At 37.0% G+C, this 21,627-nt stretch carries 15 protein-coding genes and 1 tRNA gene; 15 read left to right on the top strand and 1 reads right to left on the bottom strand.

From position 1 onward, the window contains the following. The first annotated feature begins 1 nt into the window (after position 1). Genes ACFOW1_RS04560 through uxaC form a run of 3 tightly spaced genes read left to right on the top strand, consistent with a single transcriptional unit; the run spans position 2 to position 4,408 of the window. Complete coding sequence (locus ACFOW1_RS04560) at positions 2 to 1,441, top strand: tagaturonate reductase (RefSeq protein WP_379012535.1); 1,440 nt, start codon at positions 2 to 4, stop codon at positions 1,439 to 1,441. Positions 1,442 to 1,479: 38 nt separating this feature from the next. Beyond that, the gene (locus ACFOW1_RS04565; protein WP_379012536.1) at positions 1,480 to 2,967 is read left to right on the top strand and encodes a UxaA family hydrolase; all 1,488 of its coding nucleotides are present in this window, start codon (positions 1,480 to 1,482) and stop codon (positions 2,965 to 2,967) included. 40 nt (positions 2,968 to 3,007) lie between these two features. Continuing rightward, the gene (gene uxaC / locus ACFOW1_RS04570; RefSeq protein ID WP_379012537.1) at positions 3,008 to 4,408 is read left to right on the top strand and encodes a glucuronate isomerase; all 1,401 of its coding nucleotides are present in this window, start codon (positions 3,008 to 3,010) and stop codon (positions 4,406 to 4,408) included. Positions 4,409 to 4,519: 111 nt separating this feature from the next. Here the strand turns inward: uxaC and dinB are convergent, their stop codons facing one another. Then, a complete protein-coding gene (dinB, locus tag ACFOW1_RS04575; protein WP_379012538.1) occupies positions 4,520 to 5,728 on the bottom strand; it encodes a DNA polymerase IV in 1,209 nt (402 codons plus the stop codon). Positions 5,729 to 5,748: 20 nt separating this feature from the next. On the opposite strand from dinB, the gene ACFOW1_RS04580 reads away from it, so the two are divergent. From ACFOW1_RS04580 to ileS, 12 genes are all read left to right on the top strand, one after another. Beyond that, a complete protein-coding gene (locus tag ACFOW1_RS04580; RefSeq protein ID WP_379012539.1) occupies positions 5,749 to 6,144 on the top strand; it encodes a hypothetical protein in 396 nt (131 codons plus the stop codon). 184 nt (positions 6,145 to 6,328) lie between these two features. Continuing rightward, positions 6,329 to 7,459, top strand: a complete 1,131-nt coding sequence (locus ACFOW1_RS04585) for a formimidoylglutamase (protein WP_379012540.1) — start codon at positions 6,329 to 6,331, stop codon at positions 7,457 to 7,459. A 20-nt stretch (positions 7,460 to 7,479) separates the two neighbouring features. Next, a complete protein-coding gene (gene dacB / locus ACFOW1_RS04590; protein ID WP_379012541.1) occupies positions 7,480 to 8,841 on the top strand; it encodes a D-alanyl-D-alanine carboxypeptidase/D-alanyl-D-alanine endopeptidase in 1,362 nt (453 codons plus the stop codon). A gap of 121 nt (positions 8,842 to 8,962) precedes the next feature. Further along, a tRNA-Leu gene (locus tag ACFOW1_RS04595) sits at positions 8,963 to 9,044 on the top strand. A gap of 76 nt (positions 9,045 to 9,120) precedes the next feature. Beyond that, positions 9,121 to 10,491 (top strand): trigger factor, encoded by a 1,371-nt coding sequence (tig, locus tag ACFOW1_RS04600; RefSeq protein ID WP_379012542.1) that lies wholly within the window; start codon positions 9,121 to 9,123, stop codon positions 10,489 to 10,491. A 256-nt stretch (positions 10,492 to 10,747) separates the two neighbouring features. Beyond that, on the top strand, positions 10,748 to 11,449 hold the full coding sequence (locus ACFOW1_RS04605) for a ClpP family protease (protein WP_379012543.1): 702 nt from the start codon (positions 10,748 to 10,750) through the stop codon (positions 11,447 to 11,449). Between the two features lie 208 nt (positions 11,450 to 11,657). Continuing rightward, entirely contained in the window at positions 11,658 to 12,296 is a 639-nt protein-coding gene (locus ACFOW1_RS04610; protein ID WP_379012544.1) for a ClpP family protease, read from the top strand. A 128-nt stretch (positions 12,297 to 12,424) separates the two neighbouring features. Beyond that, positions 12,425 to 13,684, top strand: coding sequence for an ATP-dependent Clp protease ATP-binding subunit ClpX (gene clpX, locus ACFOW1_RS04615; RefSeq protein WP_379012545.1), 1,260 nt, complete (start codon positions 12,425 to 12,427; stop codon positions 13,682 to 13,684). A gap of 48 nt (positions 13,685 to 13,732) precedes the next feature. Further along, positions 13,733 to 13,879 carry a hypothetical protein gene (locus ACFOW1_RS04620; protein ID WP_379012546.1) on the top strand — a complete coding sequence of 49 codons (147 nt, stop codon included), beginning with the start codon at positions 13,733 to 13,735 and terminating at the stop codon, positions 13,877 to 13,879. A gap of 339 nt (positions 13,880 to 14,218) precedes the next feature. Next, on the top strand, positions 14,219 to 15,124 hold the full coding sequence (locus ACFOW1_RS04625) for a prohibitin family protein (protein WP_379012547.1): 906 nt from the start codon (positions 14,219 to 14,221) through the stop codon (positions 15,122 to 15,124). 168 nt (positions 15,125 to 15,292) lie between these two features. Further along, the gene (locus ACFOW1_RS04630) at positions 15,293 to 17,668 is read left to right on the top strand and encodes a TonB-dependent siderophore receptor (RefSeq protein ID WP_379012548.1); all 2,376 of its coding nucleotides are present in this window, start codon (positions 15,293 to 15,295) and stop codon (positions 17,666 to 17,668) included. 549 nt (positions 17,669 to 18,217) lie between these two features. Beyond that, the gene (gene ileS / locus ACFOW1_RS04635; RefSeq protein WP_379012549.1) at positions 18,218 to 21,625 is read left to right on the top strand and encodes an isoleucine--tRNA ligase; all 3,408 of its coding nucleotides are present in this window, start codon (positions 18,218 to 18,220) and stop codon (positions 21,623 to 21,625) included. Positions 21,626 to 21,627: the final 2 nt, after the last annotated feature.

Genomic DNA, 21,627 nt, shown 5'->3' on the forward strand with positions numbered 1-21,627 from the left:
GATGAACCCATTAAATGCAACCACAGTTGACAAACCACAATTAACAGAGAAGATATTGCAATTTGGCGAAGGAAATTTTTTACGTGCTTTTGTTGATTGGATGATTGATGGTGCTAATCAAAAAGGCATTATGAATCATGGTATTGCTGTGGTGCAGCCTATTGCACAAGGCGATGTGGTTAAAAATATTTTTAACCAACAAGATAGTCTTTACCACGTATACCTAGAAGGGATAAAAGACAAACAACCTGTAAAAGAAGTTACATTAATTAAAAGTATTACACGTTTATTGAATCCGTATTCAGATTATAATGCATACGAGTCTTTGTTTTTAAGCGATGCCTTAGAATTTATTTTTTCTAATACAACAGAAGCTGGTATTCGTTATGAGGAAGGTGATCATATTTATGCAGAACCGCCAGCTTCTTTTCCTGCGAAAATGACCAGTTTGTTGTTTAAGCGTTTTACCAAATTTAATGGCGATGCTAGCAAAGGTTTATCAATTGTTTGTTGCGAATTAATAGAAGATAATGGCTCTACTTTGCGTCAATATATTTTACAACATGCTGCTGCTAATAATTTAGGCGAAGCCTTTGAAACATGGGTAAAACATCATTGCTTTTTCTACGATACTTTGGTAGATCGTATTGTGCCTGGTTTTCCTAAAGAAACCATAAATGAGATTAAAGCAGAAATTGGCTTTGATGACAATTTGGTAGTAAAAGGCGAATATTTCCATGTATGGGCCATTGGTGGTGATAGCAGTATTGCAAAAAAATTACCTTTAGATAAAGCGGGTTATAACGTGCTTTTCATGGATGATATTCATGACTTTAGAGCAAAAAAAGTACGCATATTAAATGGTTCGCATACGGCAATGGTGCCTGTGGCGTTGCAGCTTGGTTGCGAAACAGTAATGGATGCATTTAATACCCCTGAGGTAGAACAGTTTATTAATAAAATGGTGGCTACAGAAGTATTACCAGTTATTAACGAAGACCCTGAAGAATTGAAAGTTTTTGCAGCTAAAATTCTTGAACGTTTCTACAATCCTTATTTAAAGCATTACCTAAGAGATATTTCATTGAACTCATTATCTAAATGGGAAACAAGAGATTTTCCTACTGTGAAAGACAATTTTATCCAAAAAAATGAAAGCGCCAAATTGGTTACTTTCTCTTTTGCTGCTTTATTGGTATTGTACAGTGGTAAATCTGCAGCAACTGCATTTATACCAAATGATACACCTGAATTTGTGGCATTTATTAAATCTACGTTTAACGCCAGTGATATTAAAACTTGGGTAGAAGGGATTGTTAGCAATAAACGAATTTGGAAAGAAGATTTTACAGCTGTGCCTTTCTTCGTAAACGACGTTACAAGCTATATAGCGTTGATTCTAGATAAAGGGATGAAAGCAGCAGTAGCAACACTGTTATGAGCTATACAAATATTTAAAAAAAGATTTAAATAGAGGTTATGAATAAATATATCAAAATTAATCCTGCAGACAATGTGGTTGTGGCTATTGAAGATTTGGCGGAAGGCGATTTGCTAACTGTTGATGGTGTAGCTATTGTTATTAAAAATCCTATACCTATTGGTCACAAAATTGCGTTAGTGCCTATAGCAGAAAATGAGAACATCATTAAGTATGGTTATGCCATTGGTCACGCCACTACTGCTATAGCGTCTGGTGAACATGTACATACGCATAATATAAAAACAAATTTGCATGATAATCTTGACTATGCGTACCATCCTGTACACCCAAAGCTTGATATTCCTAAAAGCGATATTAAGGTAAAAGTGTACCCAAGAGTTGATGGCAATTATGGTATAAGGAACGAGTTGTGGATTGTACCCACTGTGGGTTGTGTAAATGGTCAGGCACAAATGATTGTAAACCGTTTAAAAGCCGAGTTAGATGTATCGCACATTGATGATATTCGTGTGTACACCCACAGCTACGGTTGTTCTCAATTAGGCGACGATCATGAAAATACCAAAGCCGCTTTGGCAGCACTAACGAGACACCCAAACGCTGGAGGTATTTTTGTAATGAGTCTTGGTTGCGAAAATAATCAGCAATCTGAATTTAGAATAGCTATGGGCAATTTTGATACCGATAGAGTGAAGTTTCTGATTTCTCAGCAAGTATCAGACGAAATTGAATCTGGCTTTGAAATGATGAAAGAACTGGTAGAAAAAATGCGTAAAGATAAGCGTGTAGAAATGCCATTATCTGTTTTAAAAATTGGCCTAAAATGTGGTGGTAGCGATGGTTTTAGCGGTATTACTGCCAATCCATTACTTGGCCAATTTTCCGATTGGTTAATAGCGCAAGGTGGTACAACCATTCTTACAGAAGTACCAGAAATGTTTGGTGCAGAAACCATTTTAATGAACCGTTGTGTCACAGAAGATGTATTTCATGATAGTGTAGATTTAATTAATAACTTTAAAGATTATTTCCGTAAAAGTGAACAGCCTATTTACGAAAATCCGTCGCCCGGTAATAAAGCTGGTGGAATTTCTACATTAGAAGATAAATCGCTAGGCTGTACGCAAAAAGGCGGTAATAGCGAGGTGGTTGCCGTGTTAGATTATGCCGAACCTGTAAAAGTACATGGCTTAAACTTATTAAACGCACCTGGTAACGACTTAGTAGCTTCTACAGCTTTAGGTTTATCTGGTTGCCAGTTAGTATTATTCACTACCGGTCGTGGTACCCCATTTGGTAGTTTTGTACCTACCATGAAAATTTCTACCAACACAAAATTATTTAATTTCAAAACGGGTTGGATAGATTTTAATGCTGGCACCCTGCTTGAAGGCGAAACAAAAGAAGAAGCTTTAAACCGATTTATCAATTTTATAGTAGAAACATGTAATGGCAAATTATTAAAGCACGAAAAAACTGGCTTCAAAGAAATAGCAATTTTTAAAACAGGTGTTACGCTGTAATGGTTTTTTCGATAATAAGCAACTTTAAATAGATAGATTTATGAAACCTTTTTTAGATGAGAATTTTCTGTTGAGAACGGCTACAGCGCAAAAGTTGTATCACGAGTATGCAAAAGAAATGCCGATAATAGATTATCACTGTCATTTACCGCAACAGCAAATTGCAGAAGATAAAAACTTTGAGAACCTTACACAAATTTGGCTGTATGGCGATCATTATAAATGGCGGGCCATGCGCACCAATGGTGTAAATGAAAGATTTTGTACTGGTGATGCGACCGACTACGAAAAGTTTGAACAATGGGCTGCTACGGTACCTTACACGTTAAGAAATCCACTGTACCATTGGACGCACTTAGAGCTACAGCGTTATTTTGACGTGCATGAAATCTTAAATCCAGAATCGGCAAAGCGTATTTATGACGAATGTTCTGCAAAGCTGCAAACACCTGCTTATAGCGTTAAGAATATTCTACGCAAAATGAAGGTGGCTACTGTATGTACTACCGATGATCCGATTGATGATTTGGCGTTTCACCAACAACTAAAAAATGACGGTTTTGAAATTCCTATTTTGCCAGCTTTTCGTCCCGATAAAGCAATGGATGTAAGCGACCCAGAGAAATTTGTTGCTTACGCAAAAAAGCTTGAAGCGGCTAGTAATACAAGCATTTCAAACTTTGATACTTTCTTGACTGCATTACAGAATCGTCATGATTTCTTTGCGTCAATGGGTTGTAAAGTAAGCGATCATGGCTTGGAAGAAATTTATGCTGAAGATTTTACAAGTAGTGACATTGAAGCCATTTTTACAAAAGTATATGCAGGCAAAACGCTTAGCCTAACTGAGCAATTGAAGTTTAAAAGCGCTATGCTCTTGCACTTTGCAGAATGGGATTGTGAAAAAGGTTGGATACAACAATTTCACCTTGGTGCGTTACGTAACAACAATGGTAGAATGATGAATACCCTTGGTCCAGATACAGGTTGGGATTCTATTGGTGATTTTAAACAAGGTCGTGCTTTATCTTCTTTCTTAAGCAAACTTGATACAAATAATAAACTGGCTAAAACCATTCTATACAACTTAAACCCAGCCGATAATGAGTTGTTTGCAACCATGATTGGTAACTTTAACGATGGTAGCACACCGGGTAAAGTACAGTGGGGCAGCGGTTGGTGGTTTTTAGACCAAAAAGATGGTATGATTAAGCAAATGAACGCTTTGTCTAACATGGGTTTACTTGGCAAGTTTGTAGGTATGTTGACAGATAGCAGAAGTTTCCTTTCATTCCCTCGTCACGAGTATTTTAGAAGAATATTGTGTAACCTTTTAGGCGATGAAATTGAAAATGGCGAATTGCCAAATGATATTGCTTGGACAGGTAAAATAGTACAAGATATTTGTTACTATAATGCAAAGAATTATTTTGGTTGGTAGTAGTTCTTTCACCACATAGGCACAAAGACACAATAGTTTTCGAGGTAAGTTTATTAATACGAAAAAGTTATTTCTTTCTATTTCTCTGTGCCTCTGTGTCTATGTGGTAAATTATTCTTTTGTCACCGTTCTTGCTTTTTTTAAAGCCGCTTTGCCAAATTTATTTTTCACGCCATCGATGGCTTTATAAAGATTATTTTTCTTCTCGTTATCATCAAACAAACTGCCTTGTAGCGCATGATTGGTAAAATCGCTAAGCCTTACACCTAATAGTCTTACAGGTTGGCCTTTGCGGTACAATTGATGAAATAATTGCATGGCCGCAGGAATCAATTCATCATCTCTAAACGTGTAATCAATGGTGGTTTGCTTGCTAGTCGTTTCAAAATTTGGATAGCGAATTTTTACAGCAATACAGCCAGTCATTTTTTCATCTTGACGCAATTCGTAAGCTACTTTTTCTGTCATACGCACCAATTCGCTCAGTAGAAAATCCATATCCGTTTTGTTGTCCTCAAATGTATTTTCAGTAGAAATAGATTTGGCTTCATGAAATGGATGCACCTCGCTTGTGTGAATGCCTTGTGCTTTAAAGTACAAATCGTTTCCCCATTTACCCAGCTTTTTTTCTAGGATTTCTATCGGATATTTTAAAATATCGCCAATGTAAAAAATGCCCATATTTTTCAACGTCTCGTAGGTGTGCTTGCCTACACCAGAAAATTTATTGACTGGCAGTGGCGCTAGAAACTGTTGTTCCATACCAGGTTGTACAAATAAATACCCATTAGGCTTTGCCTCATCGGTCGCTATTTTGGCTACCATTTTATTACTAGCTAGCCCAAAGGAAATGGGTAGTTCTGTTTGGGTCATTATTTCTTGCCGCAAATCAATGGTCCATTGGTAGGGGTCAAAAAATTTGTCCATACCAGTAAGGTCAATATAAAATTCGTCAATGCTTGCTTTTTCAAACAGTGGCGCCTTTGCGGCAATAATATCAGTCACCCAACGGCTGTAGCGGCTGTATTGCCCTCTAGTGCTGCTTACTATTATGGCATGAGGACATAATTCCATCGCCTTTTTCATAGGCATTGCACTGTGCACGCCAAACTTTCTAGCCTCGTAGCTACAAGTAGTAACCACGCCTCGCAGGCTTGCCCCACCTACAATTACTGCTTTTCCTTTAAGCGATGGATTGATGATAGCTTCTACACTAAAAAAGAAACTATCCAAATCTAAATGGGCAATATAGCGCTGCGGTGAAGCCATGTAACGAAGATAAGTTGTATTAAAGTGCGCCACTCTCGAAGCGTAGGGCACTTTTGTTTATTTTTACCCACATGACAGACCTGCAAATTTTACGTATCAGCATCGCATCTTTTATCACAGATACCAATACCATCCTGTATTTTCTAGAAAATAATCTTAAAAAGATACCGAACAAGCAAGTTATAAAAACTGGTACTATTCAATTTCAACACTATCTTGATTTGTACCAAGCCATACAACAAAGCGCCAATCAATTGCAGCATAATGCTCACAACGATGCAATAAAGACAATTATTAAGCAATTACCCATACTAAGCCAAGCCGATATTACGGTTCATGAAAACGGCACATTGGACGTGCTGCGTTACATTATTTACCCTTGGGGTATTTTGGCATATTATAGAAAAGTGAAATTATTGATAGAAAAATTGTATAAAATTCAGAATTTATGTAATTGCATACAATGATTTTGTAATAACTAATTGTTATTTATTAATATTGTCTTTTGGATATTTCAAAATATCTCTTTGGTTCCTTAACCTTATTATAAATGTCACCTTTTGGGAGCTTTTTGCTTATAATGCCAATAATTACACACATCTACACAACAATCGGCTATCGCTCACTATGTTTGTTACAAACTAGCATCGCATGAGTGTACATACCATTATCGATTTTTTAGAACCCATTAATCGTTACATGCTTAGTAATGATGAGGGCTATAAAGACACCCAATTGGGTAAACATATTGAAGCTTATGAAGAGGAGTTTCCTGATATTGCGCAAGCAGATTTGGTGTTAGTAGGCTGTGGTGAAATGCGTGGTACTGGCGGCAATAATAATACAGATGCACCTGATGCGGTGCGTACTGCTTTTTATAATTTGTTTCACTGGCACAAAAATGTAACCGTAGCCGATGTAGGCAACGTAAAAGTAGGCGCCACTTTGCAGGATACTTATGCAGCATTAAAAACAGTGGTACAAGAATTAATAGAACAAGGCAAACGTGTAGTCATACTTGGTGGTAGTCACGATGTAACCTTGGCGCAATATGGTGCTTACGCTAATCTTGAGCAGATAATTGAAGCAAGCTGTGTAGACTCAAGGATAGACTTGAATATGGATAGTGTATTGCCAAATGATAACTTTTTAATGGAAATGCTAACAGGCGTACCTAATTACATCAAGCACTATAACCACATTGGTTTTCAAAGCTATTTTGTACACCCACAAATGCTTGAAACGATTGACAGACTTCGTTTTGATTGCTACCGTGTAGGTAAGGTAAAAGAAAGCCTTGAAGAAATGGAGCCAGCTATTAGAAATAGTCAGATGTTAAGTTTTGATATTGCCGCTATTCAGCATGCACATGCACCAGCCAATCATTTAACACCCAATGGTTTTACTGGCGAAGAAGCCTGTGTGCTAATGCAATACGCAGGTATGAATGCGCAAATGAACACCATTGGTATTTATGGCTACAACGCTGCGCTCGATGAACATGATTTAACTGCCAAACAAATAAGCCATTTGCTATGGTACATTATGGATGGAGTGTATAAAAGCAAGCAAGAATCTGCCCTAGAAGACCGCAATAATTTTTACGAATACACATTAGCTTTTGCAGAAGTAGAAACAGTGTTTTTGCAAAGTAAAAAAACGGGTAGATGGTGGATGCAATTACCTGATGAACGTTTTGTAGCTTGCAGCAAGATAGACTATATGATAGCAAGCAATAACGACATGCCAGAAAGATGGCTACGTGCAATGGAAAGAAATTAGTCACAAAATAAATAGATGTTATGAGACAATGGCTGCAATGGGTTTTATCGATAATAATATTGGTGCAAATAGGTTGTAATTCTTCTAAAAAAATTACAAATACCCTAGGAAGTATTACGCCAAAAGGGCAAAGTACTTTTCAAGATATTGCCCAAACAACCATTTTTAGCGACAGTAATTTTGCTGCAGCGCATGTAGGTATTAGTATTTATAATCCTGCAACGCAGCAATATTTGTACAACTACCAAGGCGATAAATATTTTGTGCCAGCAAGTAATATGAAACTATTTACCTGCTATGCAGCCATGAAAAACTTAGGCGATAGTTTGGTGGGATTGAGATACTTCAACACCAAAGGCGATTTAGAAATTCAAGCTACTGGAGACCCCACTTTTTTGCATTCTGATTTCAAGAATCAACCAGTGTTGGATTTCTTAAAAATAAAACCGTCGTTTTCCTTGGTTGCCAATAATTGGTCAGATGAACCCCTTGGTTCTGGTTGGGCTTGGAATGATTATAACGATTACTATATGGCTGAAAGAAGTCCATTCCCCATTTATGGCAATACAGTAAAATTTCAAATTAATAAAGAGCAAAATACTATTGAAGCAACACCGACTTATTTTAATGCTCTGTTAAAGAGTAAACAGATAATTAATCAAAATTATTTGTTGGATATAAAAAGAGATTATGGTAGCAATGATTTTAAAATTGTACCAAGTAAATCTCGATATAAAATGACTGAAGTACCATTTATTACTGATAGTTATTCGACCTTACTGAAGTTGTTAGCTGATACTTTGAAACCTAAGTTGCCATTAAAAATGGTTACCAAAACACCATTTTCATTTGAAGCCTCAATCATCCACTCACAACCCACCGATTCGCTTTTAAAACCCATGATGCACAATAGTGATAACTTTTTTGCAGAGCAAACATTGCTGATGGTTAGCAACGAGAAATTGGGCGTAATGAGTGATGAACAAATAATTGATACCTTATTAAAAACAGATTTTAAAGGCTTGCCTCAAAAACCGCATTGGGTAGACGGTAGTGGTTTAAGTCGCTATAATTTAGTTACCCCGCAAGATGTTGTATGGGTGCTTAATAAAATGAAAGCCGATTTTAGTTGGCAGCGTATCACTACTATTTTGCCAACTGGCAACGAAGGCACTTTAAATAACTATTATAAAAATTTAACAGGTAATATTTTTGCCAAAACAGGTACGTTGAGTGGTCAAGTGGCTTTAAGTGGCTATTTAATTACCAAGCAGAGTAAAACCTTAGTTTTTTCTGTATTGGTAAATAATCACCAAACTTCTGCAACTACTATAAGAAGAGGTGTAGAACGCTTTTTAACCCAAGTGTTTGAGCAATATTAGCCACTGATTAATATGATTGGCATGAGAGCAATGATTTTGAGCCAGCTAGACTTCTTCTAAAAAAATATTTTTCTACAAATTCGTAATTTGCAATCAATCTCATACATTTGCAGCCCCGATTGCGGATGTGGCGAAATTGGCAGACGCACTAGACTTAGGATCTAGCGCCGCGAGGCATGTAGGTTCGACCCCTATCATCCGCACTTCAAAAGCCCCATCAAAAGGGGCTTTTTTATTAACTATTAAAAAAATCCTTCTCTACAAGGTACTTTTTTAAAAATGGCGACAGTTACAAGAGACAATGTGGGCTTGCTTACCGATAAGCTAACAGTTACAGTTTCCCCGGCAGATTATTTACCAGCATTTGACAAAAATTTAAAACAATACGCCAAAACGGCAAATATTCCTGGTTTTAGAAAAGGGATGGTTCCTGCTGGCCTAATTCGTAAAATGTACGGCGCTAGTGTGTTTCAAGACGAAGTTTTGAAAACAGTAGAAAAAGAGATGAATAGCTATCTATTTGTACAAAAGTTAGAAATTTTTGCACAGCCATTACCAATAGAAAGCGACGCTAGAGAATTAGATTGTAACAATCCAAAAGATTATGCTTTCACTTTTGAAATTGGTTTAAAACCAAATTTTGACGTAAACGTAGCTGGAATTAACGTTACTAAATACAAGATTGATATCACAGAAGAGATGATAAACGACGAAGTGGCTCGTTTACAAACACGTTTTGGCAAAATGACTGAGCCAGAAACGGTATCTCGTGATGAAGAAGTTTTAAATGTAACGTTTACAGAAGTTGATGCAGACGGTAACGTACCTGAAGGTGCTATTAATAAAGCGAATAGTGTTTTAGTTAAATATTTTACCGAAGATTTTAAGAAAAATATTCTTGGTTTAAAAGTAAATGATGTAGTAAACGTACACCTTGCTACTGCTTTTGGCGATTCTGAACGTGCAGCTATTTTAGAAGATTTAGGCTTAGATAAAAACGAAGCTGCAAGTGCTGATAAAAACTTTAAATTAACCATCACTAAAATTGGCTTTGTAGAAAAAGCTGAGTTTAACGATGAGTTTTATGCTGCCGCTTACCCTTCAAAAGAAGTAACATCTGAGGAAGAATTGCGAGCCGCTGTAAAAGAAGATATAGCTGCTTATTACGATGCACAAAGCCGTAACCAAGTGAGCGACCAGATTTATCATGCTTTGCTAGATAATACAAGCATGGAATTTCCTGAGCCATTTTTGAAACGTTGGTTACAAGTGGGTGGCGACAAACCAAAAACTGCGGAAGAGGCTGAGGTAGAATATCCAACGTTTACCAATCAATTAAAATGGACTTTAATTAGCTCTAAATTAATGGAAGACCATAAAATTGAGGTATTGCCAGATGATATTAGAGAATTTGCAAAAATGCAATTGTTCCAATACATGGGTGGTCAATTAAACATGCTAGGCGAGAATAACCAATGGGTAGATGATTACGCTAACCGCATGATGCAAGATAAAAAGTTTGTGGAAGAAAGCTACCAACGTATAGGTACCGAGAAGTTGTTTACAGCTTTAGAAACTGTAGTTTCTGCAAAGGAAGAAGCAATCAGTGCTGAAGATTTTGCTAAAAAATTACACCATCATCATCATTAGGATATTGAATCACCATAAAATTACTGCCCGTTACGAACTTAGTGACGGGCGGTTTTGTTTAAAGAGATGTTATGAAATAATTGTAAAATCTGCGACTTCTGCGGTATCTGCGAGAAAAGTACGCCAAGTTGTCTGTAAAAAAATAAATGCATAATATTTGAAACCTCAAATCTCATAACTTCAACGCAAAATAATAGCAAGTGGCAGGTTGACAGAAAACGTATCATTTGACATTGAAAACAATAAATAGTAACAGATGAATTTTGGAAAAGAATTTGAAAAATATGCCGTGAAAGATCAGGGCATAAGCAGTGCTACATTGCACAATTACCAAACACATTTTAACCCAACTAATCTTACACCATACATTATTGAAGAACGCCCATTGAACATTGCGCAAATGGACGTATTCAGTCGATTGATGATGGATAGAATTATTTTTTTGGGTGAAGGCATTAACGATTATGTGGCAAATATTATCACAGCGCAGTTGCTGTTTATGGAAAGCGTAGATAGAACTCGTGATATTCAAATGTATATTAACAGTCCAGGAGGCAGCGTTTATGCGGGTTTAGGCGTTTATGATACCATGCAGTTTATCAGTCCAGATGTAAGTACCATTTGTACAGGTATTGCGGCAAGTATGGGGCAAATATTGCTGTGCGCTGGTGTAAAAGGCAAGCGTACCGCATTGAAACACAGTCGTATTATGATGCACCAACCTAGTGGTGCTATTGGTGGCCAAGCGAGTGATATAGAAATTACGGCTAGAGAAATTAAAAAACTTAAGCAAGAATTGTATGAAATTACCGCATCGCATACGGGCAAAACGGTAGATGAGATTTCTAAACATAGCGAACGTGATTTTTGGTTAACAGCCACTGAAGCCAAAGAATTTGGCTTGGTAGATGAAGTGTTATTTACCAATCCTAGAAAAGCGGCGGCTTTACAAGGATAGCCACCAAATCGCAAAGGCAGGAAGTGGCGTTAAGCTTCCTTTGTATTACTTTGAGATATTAAGTCTTTGTTACAAAGGGTACGCTTAGATAAAAGCTGATAAGCAAACAGAACGTACAAGTGTGCGACGCAACAACAGCTACATAGAAAACCAATAGTCGATAACAACAATATTTTTAAAACCTTTACTTGGGTAAAAATTATATAACATGATACAGTCTAAATATATGAATCCATTTTTGATGGAAGAGGAAGAAGACGAGAAGCCAAAAGAAGAGAAGCAAAACGAGCAAGTAGGGCCTGTAATGATGAAGAAGATGGAGAAAATGTTTTTTGAAAAACGTGCCATCTATTTTTGGGGTGTTGTAGACGATAAAACGGTGAGAGAAGCAGTGTCTAAACTGTTATTGCTTGATGCTGACAAGCCGGGCGAAGAAATAAAATTGTATATTAATAGCCCGGGTGGTGTTGTAACTAGCGGTATGGTGTTGTACGATACGATTAAGTTGATTAGCAGCCCTGTAAGCACCATTTGTATGGGCTTGGCAGCAAGTATGGGATCAATTTTATTGAGTGTAGGGACTAAGGGTAAGCGCTATATTTATCCGCATGGCGAAGTAATGATACATCAGCCTAGTATTGGTGGTTATTTTCAAGCAACGCAGGCTGATATTGAAATTCAAGCAGAGCAAATAAGAAAGACCAAAGAAATTGGTGCAAGAATTTTAGCTGAAAATTGTGGTAAAACTGTAGAGCAAATTATGAAAGATTTTGACCGTGACTACTGGATGAATGCAGAAGAGGCAAAAGCTTATGGTATAGTAGATCATGTGTTAGATAAATTGTAGTTAAGCTTGTTAAAATAGCTGAAATACTGAAATACACTTTCTGATACAAGACAGAGAGTGTATTTTTGTTTAAGTACTTAGCACAAATATGCTAGGTACTATGTGTAAATATTAAATTAAAACAATAAATGGCAAAACAAAATCATCTGCATTGTTCTTTCTGTGGTCGTGGCAGAGATGAGGTCAAAATATTAATAGCGGGTCAAGAAGGCCATATATGCGAAAGTTGTGTAGAACATGCTGAAGATATTATTGCCCAAGAATTGGGGTTAAATCGTGAGCCTTCAACTAACACTGGCGCAACACAACCTGCAAGCAGTTTGAAACTAAATGTACGCAAGCCTGCGGAAATTAAAAGCTTTTTAGATCAGTATATCATTGGTCAAGATGATGCTAAAAAAGTGATTACTGTGGCGGTTTATAACCACTTTAAACGTGTGAACCAAAAGCAGTTACAAGACGATGTAGAAATAGAGAAAAGTAATATCGTAATGGTGGGTGAAACTGGTACAGGTAAAACCTTAATTGCTAAAACCATTGCTCGCTTACTAAATGTACCATTTGCCATTGTAGATGCAACCGTGTTTACAGAAGCAGGTTATGTAGGTGAAGACGTAGAAAGTATGTTGACACGTTTGTTACAAAACTGTAACTATGATGTACAAGCTGCTGAACGTGGTATTGTATATGTAGATGAAATAGACAAAATTGCTAGAAAAGGTGATAATCCATCTATCACAAGAGATGTAAGTGGTGAAGGTGTGCAGCAAGGGTTGTTAAAAATGCTAGAAGGTACAGAAGTGCTAGTACCACCTCAGGGCGGTAGAAAACACCCAGATCAAAAAATGATAAAACTAGACACTAAGAACATCTTGTTTATTTGTGGCGGCGCTTTTGACGGTATTGACAAAGTCATTGCTCGAAGAGTAAATACCAATGCGATTGGTTTTAATGTGAACAAAGAGATGCAAGATTACCAACGTAAAAACTTGTTACAGTTCATTACGGCTCAAGATTTAAAAAGCTTTGGTTTGATACCAGAATTATTGGGTCGCTTACCAGTGGTAACACACCTAAATCCGCTAGACGCTGAAACATTACGCAGCATTTTAACCGAGCCCAAAAACTCTGTGATAAAACAATATGTGCGCTTGTTTGATATGGAAGGCATTGCCTTAACATTTGATGATGCAGTGTATGACTTTATGGTAGAAAAGGCACTTGAGTATAAATTAGGGGCAAGAGGTTTGCGTAGCATCTGTGAAGGCATTTTAACCGATGCCATGTTCGAATTGCCAGGTAAAGGCGAAACCAAACTTCACATTACGCTAGAATATGCACATAGTATGTTTAGTAAAAGCAATATGAGTATGCTGAAAGTAGCCTAGTAATTCGATACAAAAATTAGAAATAATTAATCTTATAAAATACATATTATGAACGAATTAATTGAAAAATTGAAATCAGAAGCTGGCTTAACAGATGAGCAAGCAGCACAAGCAATTCAAACCATTGTAGGCTTTGTAAAAGAGAAGTTTCCAATGTTAGGCGGTGCGGTTGATAATATTTTTGGTAGTAATTAAACTCACTCTTTTTACTGAATTAAAGGGCTTTGCAGATATTTTGCAAAGCTTTCTTTTTGCATTTACTTAAAAAGAAACCCGCCTGGAAAGGTGGGTCTGTCAAGCAAGCAACCAAAACTAAAAAGATTTATGCTCAACTAAAACAACTGTAAGCAAGCTTATCGTTAGAGGTCATTAATCAATAAAAACTAACGTTAGTTAGTTTTTGCAAAGATAATGGCTAATTGGTACCGACCAAGATTTTTTTACCTTTTTGCATGGATAATGATGGCGTTTGTGTAATAGTTGCAAAATGGTACAAAGCCACATTACCTTTGTGGGAAAATTAAAAAAATAAAAATGACACTCATTATTATCGGCATCATTGTATTCTTTGTTGCCATTGCCTTAAAAAAACAAAATCAAGCTTATATCCAATTTGTAAATCCTTTAAGAATTTTAGGCATTATTTTGATTTTATTAGGATTTTCTACATCGTGTATTAAACAAATAGATGCTGGGCAAATAGGTGTAAAATCCATATTTGGTAAGGTTCAAGATGATGTATTAACAAGCGGTTTAACCATTGTAAATCCGCTTGTAGATGTAAGCAAAATAGATATTAAAACTCAAAATTATACCATGAGTGCTGTGCAATCTGAAGGTGACAAAACAGGCGATGATGCTATTAGAACTTTAACGGCTGATGGGCTTGAAGTTACCATGGATTTAACAGTGTTATACCGTGTTTTGGCGAAAGATGCACCAAACATTATTCGTGAAACAGGCTTAGATTATAAAGACAAAATTGTGCGTCCAATTACACGTACAAAAATTCGTGACAACGCAGTTTACTACACAGCAGTAGATTTATATAGCGTAAAGCGTGATGAATTTCAGGCAAGAATTTTTAAAACAATTGAAGAAGATTTTAAGAAAAGAGGGCTCGTGCTTGAGCAGTTATTGGTGCGTAATATTACTTTACCCGCTACAGTGAAAGCATCTATTGAGGAGAAAATTAAAGCTGAACAAGAGGCACAGAAGATGGAATTTGTGCTTCAAAAAGAAAAGCAAGAAGCAGAGCGTAAAAGGGTAGAAGCACAAGGTATTGCCGATTATCAACGCATTATCAGCAGTGGCCTTAGCGATAAGCAATTGCAGTACGAACAAATACAAGTAATGAAAGGTTTAGTAACATCACCAAATAGTAAAGTAATAGTAATGGGCGGTAGTAAAACACCCATTATTTTGGACGACAAAAAATAATTCCTTTGAAGTAGATAAAATCTGAAATCCTTCTGTAGCAATGGTTACAGAGGGATTTTTGTTTTGCGGAAAATCATTTTTCCTGATTATATAATTCGCTTTTCCCGATGCGGCATGATATCGTTTCTTGCACAATATTGCTTTGCACCATAATTATAAGCAATGCAAATGAAACTGATACTTACAACAATGGTAGCACTACTAACACTTAGTGCTGTTGCACAACATGGTACTTTAAAAGGTAAAATTGTAACGACTGATGGCAAACCCGCTGCCTACGTAAACGTACAATTACATACAACAAAATTAGCTGCCATTTCAGATGAATTTGGTACTTACGAACTGAAAAATATTCCTGCTGGTAGCTATCAATTTACTGTATCACAAATAGGCTTACAAACTATTTCAAAGTCTGTAGTAATTGCTGCAAATGAGACCTTACAAATAGACATAACCTTGGTAGAAAATGCAGTAAAACTAGCTGAAGTAATTGTACAATCTCGACGAAATGTAAATGCTACACCAGTAAATATTGGTCGAGTAGCTATTAATCCCTTAGACCTACCACAAAGTATTACGGTAATAGGTAAAAATGTATTACAAGACCAACAAGTACAACGCTTAAGCGATGTTTTAAAAAATGTAAATGGGGTGTATTTAGCTAGTACACGTGGCGCTACTCAAGAAAATTTTTCTGCTAGGGGTTACAGTTTTTCAAGCACCAATATGTTTAAAGATGGTGTACGCATTAATTCTGGTACTATGCCAGAAACAAGTTCTTTAGAAAAAGTAGAAATACTAAAAGGTAGTGCCGCCATTTTATATGGTAATGTATCGCCGGGTGGTATTTTAAACATGGTAACTAAGCAGCCGAAATTTCAGCAAGGTGGTGATGTATCTTGCCGTACTGGCAGCTTCGATTTGTACAGACCAACTATTGATAGGTATGGGCCTATCAATTCTAAAATAGCTTACCGGGTAAATGGCGTGTATGAAAATGCAGGTAGCTATCGCAATATTCCTAATTCTAAACGCTACTTTGTTAACCCCTCTTTATTGTTTAAACCAAGCAACCGCACAGAGTTGTTGCTGCAAGCAGATTATCTAAGTCATGCTTTTACACCCGATTTTGGTATTGGCACTTACGATAATACGAAGATTCCTAATGTAGGCAGGTCAGCATTTTTTGGTACAGCTTGGCAATATGCTAAAACACAGCAAATATCTACCACTGCTACTTTAAAACATCAATTAAGTAATACGTGGCAATTAAATACTTCGTTGTCTTACCAGCAATACGATAGAGATTATTATGCTACCGAACGGATACAGGCTGCTGCAAATGGTGATTGGGTACGCCCATTAAGCAAAACCAAAAACCACGAAGAATATTATATAGCACAGGTAAGTGCAAATGGCAAACTTACCATTGCAGGTATGCAGCATACAGTGTTGGTAGGTGCAGATGCGGATAGGTATTTAACCAAGGCAACTAGCTATACCAACCCAACCACCTACGATACCATCAATATCTTTGATCCCAAAAAATATACAGCTCGTACAGATATACCTATAGCCAATGCGTTGCGTATGATTACCACCCCTGTTATTCGCTTTGGTGCTTACGTACAAGATTTAATAAGTATTACTAGTAAATTGAAATTGCTGGCTGGCGTTCGTTTTTCTGCTCAAGATGCTAGGCCAATAGATACGGTAACTTTTGCAACTGGTGTGCGCAAATATGCCGTTACCAATAAAGTAGATAAGGCCTTCTCGCCAAGAGTAGGTTTGGTGTATAAAATTACCAATCTTAGTTCGGCCTTTGTAAGTTATGCCAATTCTTTCGCGATTAATGCTGGCACTGATGTTTTTGGCAATGCTTTAGCGCCATCAATCATTGACCAATATGAAATAGGTGTAAAAAATAATTTCTTTGGTGGCGCCTTATCGGCAAATGTGACAGCATATCGAATCGTGAATAACAATTTAGCCCAAACGGCATTATTTTCAGCAGATGGTATAACACCAAATAATAATGCTAATTTGAAAGCACTAACAGGGCAAACGACAAGTGATGGTGTGGAAATAGATTTGGGTGTACACGCATTAAAAGGTTTAGATGTATTGGCTGGCTACAGCTACAATTTTATGCGTTATACAAGAACGCCAAATACAATAGGTAGTTTTATTGAAGGCGAAAGATTAATAAATAATCCTGCAAGTACAGCCAATGGTAGTGTGTTTTATACCTTTAGTGAAGGCGCAGTGAAGGGCTTAAAACTAGGTGCAGCCGCATTTTTTACAGGTATACGTTTTGCTGGTTTTAATAATACGAAGGGACAAACACAAACCTATGCCCGCAATTTTGAGGTATCAGGTTTTACAACAGTTGACCTTAGTGCAGGTTATTCTTTTAAGAAATATGCTATTATGACCAAAGTATCTAACCTTACTAACACCTTTAATTATTATGTACATGAAAATTATAGTGTTAATCCTATTGCGCCTACACAGTTTGTAGCCACTTTGTTATATAAATTCTAGCGTATACTTGCTGCTGTATTAATGCTCTCGCAGAAATCGCCAAATACGCAGAAGTTTCTGCGATTTCTGCGTATTCGGCGAGCTTATTTTATCATTTAATTCTATTCGAGATATTTAAGTAACACAAAAAACACTTTCAAATGGCCACTTTACAATAAAGTAGGGCAAAAAATAAATTTTAAGCACTACTTCTTCTGGAACTAGCACAAAAAATGTATTAAATGCGTTACTTCTCTTGGAAGTAGCGCAAAAAATTTGATAAATGCGTTACTTCTTTTGGAAGTAGAGCAAAAAGAGCGATAAATGCGTCACTTCTCTTGGAAGTAACATAAAAAATCTGATAAAAGCATTAGTTCTCTTAGAAGTAGCCCTAAAAATGATTGGCTATTACCTTATAATACGTAATACCTCGCTTTGTTATGTACTTATTATCCTTTGTTTCTTTGTGTGAAAATTTCCCCCACCAATTTCCTTACCTTCGCAGCCATCAAAAAATTAGCCATGCTTTGTTGTTAAAACCTTGCAGGCATTAACTTTCAGTAGCGTATCATGAGTGTTAAGTACAAAGAATTTTCTGGGTTACATTTACCATCAATAGAAAAAGAAATATTAGCGAAGTGGGATGAAAACCAAGCTTTTGAACAAAGTGTGGCTTTACGTGAGGGCAACGAGCCGTTTGTGTTTTACGAAGGGCCGCCAAGTGCCAATGGTATGCCAGGTATTCACCACGTTATTTCACGTACGTTAAAAGATTTAGTGTGCCGCTACAAAACCATGCAAGGTTTTCAGGTAAAACGTAAAGGCGGTTGGGATACGCATGGCCTACCAGTAGAATTGGGTGTTGAAAAAGAATTGGGTATTACCAAAGAAGATATTGGTAAAAAAATATCGGTAGCAGATTATAACCAAAAATGCCGTGAAGCGGTATTGCGTTACAAAAACGAGTGGGATAATATTACCAAAAAAATGGGTTATTGGGTGGATTTGAATAGCCCCTATATTACGTTTGAGAATAACTACATCGAAAGTCTTTGGTGGATTTTAAGTAAGCTATACGATAAGGGTTTGCTATACGAAAGTGTAAGCATTCAGCCATACAGCCCTGCTGCTGGTACGGGTTTAAGTTCGCATGAGCTAAACCAGCCTGGTACTTATAAAGATGTAAAGGATACGAGTGCGGTGGTAATGTTCCCTCTTTCAATCGCTGATACTTTAATGGCAGGGGGCAAAGCAGTAGATTTATTGAAGAAAATTAATGATATACTTAATGCAGATAATAATAAGGAAGAGGCTTTCTTAATGGCTTGGACTACCACACCTTGGACACTTCCTTCAAATCTTGGGTTGACGGTAGGACCAAATATTGATTATGTGTTGGTGAAAACTTTCAATCCTTATTTACACACACCGGTAAATGTGATTTTAGCAAAAGCTTTATTGGGTAAATACTTTAAGCCAGAAGGTGAAAACGGTGATTTTGAAAATTATAACGAAGGCGTAAAACTATTGCCTTGGAAAATATTAGCAGCATTTAAGGGTAGCGACTTAGAAGGCTTACGTTACGAGCAATTAATGCCTTTTGAGGCTAATTCGCTGGAAGCTATCCTAGCCATAACGCCAAATGCAGAACCATTTAAAGTAATTGTGGGTGATTTTGTAACCACAGAAGATGGTACTGGTATTGTACATACAGCGCCTGCTTTTGGTGCAGATGACTTTAAGGTTGGTCAGAAAAACAATATTGGTATACTCACTATGGTAGATAAGCAAGGCAAATTTGTAGATGGCCTTGGCGAGTTTAGTGGTAGATATGTAAAGAATTATAAGGACGAGAAAGCCTATGTAGATGTAAACGTAGACATCTGCGTGAAGTTGAAACTAGAAAATCGTGCTTTTAAAATAGAAAAATACGAACACAGCTACCCACATTGCTGGCGTACTGATAAGCCTATTTTATATTATCCTTTAGATGCTTGGTTTATAAAAACCACGGCTTTAAAAGATAGAATGGTAGAGCTAAACAAAACCATTAACTGGAAACCAAAAAGCACCGGTGAAGGCCGTTTTGGTAACTGGCTAGAAAATATGGTAGACTGGAATTTGAGCCGCAGCCGCTATTGGGGCACGCCATTACCTGTTTGGAGAACTGAAGATGGTGAAGAAGAAGTTTGCATTGGTTCAATTGCGCAATTACAATCGTTAATACATAAAGATAGTCCTGTGCAAACTGTAACCGACTTACACAAACCACAGGTGGATGAAGTGATATTAACATCGCCTAGCGGCAAACCAATGAAACGTGTAAGCGACTTGGTAGATGTATGGTTTGACAGCGGTGCGATGCCCTATGCACAGCAGCATTTTCCTTTTGAAAACAAAGAATTATTTGCACAAAACTATCCTGCAGACTTTATTGCCGAAGGTGTAGACCAAACACGTGGTTGGTTTTATACTTTACATGCAATAGGCAGTTTAATTAAAGAAAGTGTCATAGAAGAGCTAGAAAAAGCTGGTTTACCTACCGATAAAGTAGATGGTAGAGCTTACAAAACTGTGGTAAGTAACGGTTTGGTGCTAGATAAAAATGGCAACAAAATGAGTAAGCGTTTGGGTAATGTGGTAAACCCATTCGAAACCATTGATAAGTTTGGTGCCGATGCAACACGTTGGTATCTCATTACCAATGCTAGCCCTTGGGATAATTTAAAATTCGATATTAATGGTATTCAAGAAGTACAACGTAAGTTTTTTGGTACATTATATAATACGTACCAGTTTTTTGTATTGTATGCCAATGTAGATGGCTTTGCATTTAAAGAAGCCTACATCCCTTTGGCAGAGCGTCCAGAAATTGATCGTTGGATTTTGTCGTCTTTAAATACATTAATTAAAAAAGTAACCGATGCCATGAACGACTACGAGCCTACACAGGCTGGTCGTTTAATGGAAGAATTTGTAGATGAGCATTTAAGTAACTGGTATGTGCGTTTGTGCCGTCGCCGTTTCTGGAAAGGCGACTATGAAGCCGATAAAATATCTGCTTACCAAACCTTATATGAGTGTTTAGAAACCTTAACAAGATTAATGGCACCAATTTCGCCATTCTTTAGCGATGCGGTATTTAACAACTTAAATGCGGTTTCTGGCAGGTTTAGTGTAAAAAGTGTTCACCATGTATTATACCCAACTTACAATGCAGCATCAGTAGATGCGGCACTAGAAGAGCGCATGCAGTTAGCCCAAGATGTATGCTCGTTGGTGTTATCGCTTCGCAAAAAAGTGAACATTAAAGTACGTCAGCCGCTACAAAAAGTGCTCATTCCTGTTTTAAATCCAGCAATGAAGCTGCAATTAGAGAAAATTGAGGATTTAATTAAAGCAGAAGTAAATGTTAAAGAGTTAGCGTATATCACCGAAACGGAAGGTATTATCAAGAAAAAAATAAAGGCTAACTTTAAAACCTTGGGTGCTAAACTAGGTGCCAATATGAAGGCAGCAGCTGCAGCAATTGCAGGTTTTAGCCAGCATCAAATTGCAGAAATAGAGCAAAAAGGTGTAATAGAATTAGAAATATCAAATATCAAATATGAAATTCTCGGTGCTGATGTAGAAATTACAGCAGAAGATATACCAGGCTGGAGTGTTGCAAGTAAAGGTAGTTTAACGGTTGCGCTAGATATTACAATTACTGAAGACCTTCAAAACGAAGGAAATGCGCGGGAGTTGGTAAACCGTGTACAAAATATTCGAAAAGATAATGGTTTTGAACTAACAGACCGTATATTCGTGAATCTGCTTGACAATGCTGCATTCAAGTCAAGTATTATAAACTATAACGATTATATTTGCCGCGAAATTTTGGCAGAAAGCATCACTTGGGTAGCCGATATGCAGGATGGCATCGAAATTGAAGTGAATGACCAAATGCTAAAAATACGCATCACAAAAAAAGGATAAAA

It is taken from the genome of Parasediminibacterium paludis, from assembly GCF_042651445.1.
Classification (GTDB): Bacteria; Bacteroidota; Bacteroidia; order Chitinophagales; family Chitinophagaceae; genus Parasediminibacterium; species Parasediminibacterium paludis.

Excerpts from the sequence above, each read along its gene's own strand:
- tig (WP_379012542.1), top strand. The coding sequence starts at position 9,121 with ATGGCGACAGTTACAAGAGACAATGTGGGCTTGCTTACCGATAAGCTA.
- clpX (WP_379012545.1), top strand. The coding sequence starts at position 12,425 with ATGGCAAAACAAAATCATCTGCATTGTTCTTTCTGTGGTCGTGGCAGA.
- ileS (WP_379012549.1), top strand. The coding sequence starts at position 18,218 with ATGAGTGTTAAGTACAAAGAATTTTCTGGGTTACATTTACCATCAATA.
- ACFOW1_RS04630 (WP_379012548.1), top strand. The coding sequence starts at position 15,293 with ATGAAACTGATACTTACAACAATGGTAGCACTACTAACACTTAGTGCT.
- ACFOW1_RS04620 (WP_379012546.1), top strand. The coding sequence starts at position 13,733 with ATGAACGAATTAATTGAAAAATTGAAATCAGAAGCTGGCTTAACAGAT.
- dacB (WP_379012541.1), top strand. The coding sequence starts at position 7,480 with ATGAGACAATGGCTGCAATGGGTTTTATCGATAATAATATTGGTGCAA.
- ACFOW1_RS04625 (WP_379012547.1), top strand. The coding sequence starts at position 14,219 with ATGACACTCATTATTATCGGCATCATTGTATTCTTTGTTGCCATTGCC.
- ACFOW1_RS04605 (WP_379012543.1), top strand. The coding sequence starts at position 10,748 with ATGAATTTTGGAAAAGAATTTGAAAAATATGCCGTGAAAGATCAGGGC.
- ACFOW1_RS04565 (WP_379012536.1), top strand. The coding sequence starts at position 1,480 with ATGAATAAATATATCAAAATTAATCCTGCAGACAATGTGGTTGTGGCT.
- ACFOW1_RS04610 (WP_379012544.1), top strand. The coding sequence starts at position 11,658 with ATGATACAGTCTAAATATATGAATCCATTTTTGATGGAAGAGGAAGAA.
- ACFOW1_RS04585 (WP_379012540.1), top strand. The coding sequence starts at position 6,329 with ATGAGTGTACATACCATTATCGATTTTTTAGAACCCATTAATCGTTAC.
- uxaC (WP_379012537.1), top strand. The coding sequence starts at position 3,008 with ATGAAACCTTTTTTAGATGAGAATTTTCTGTTGAGAACGGCTACAGCG.
- ACFOW1_RS04580 (WP_379012539.1), top strand. The coding sequence starts at position 5,749 with ATGACAGACCTGCAAATTTTACGTATCAGCATCGCATCTTTTATCACA.
- ACFOW1_RS04560 (WP_379012535.1), top strand. The coding sequence starts at position 2 with ATGAACCCATTAAATGCAACCACAGTTGACAAACCACAATTAACAGAG.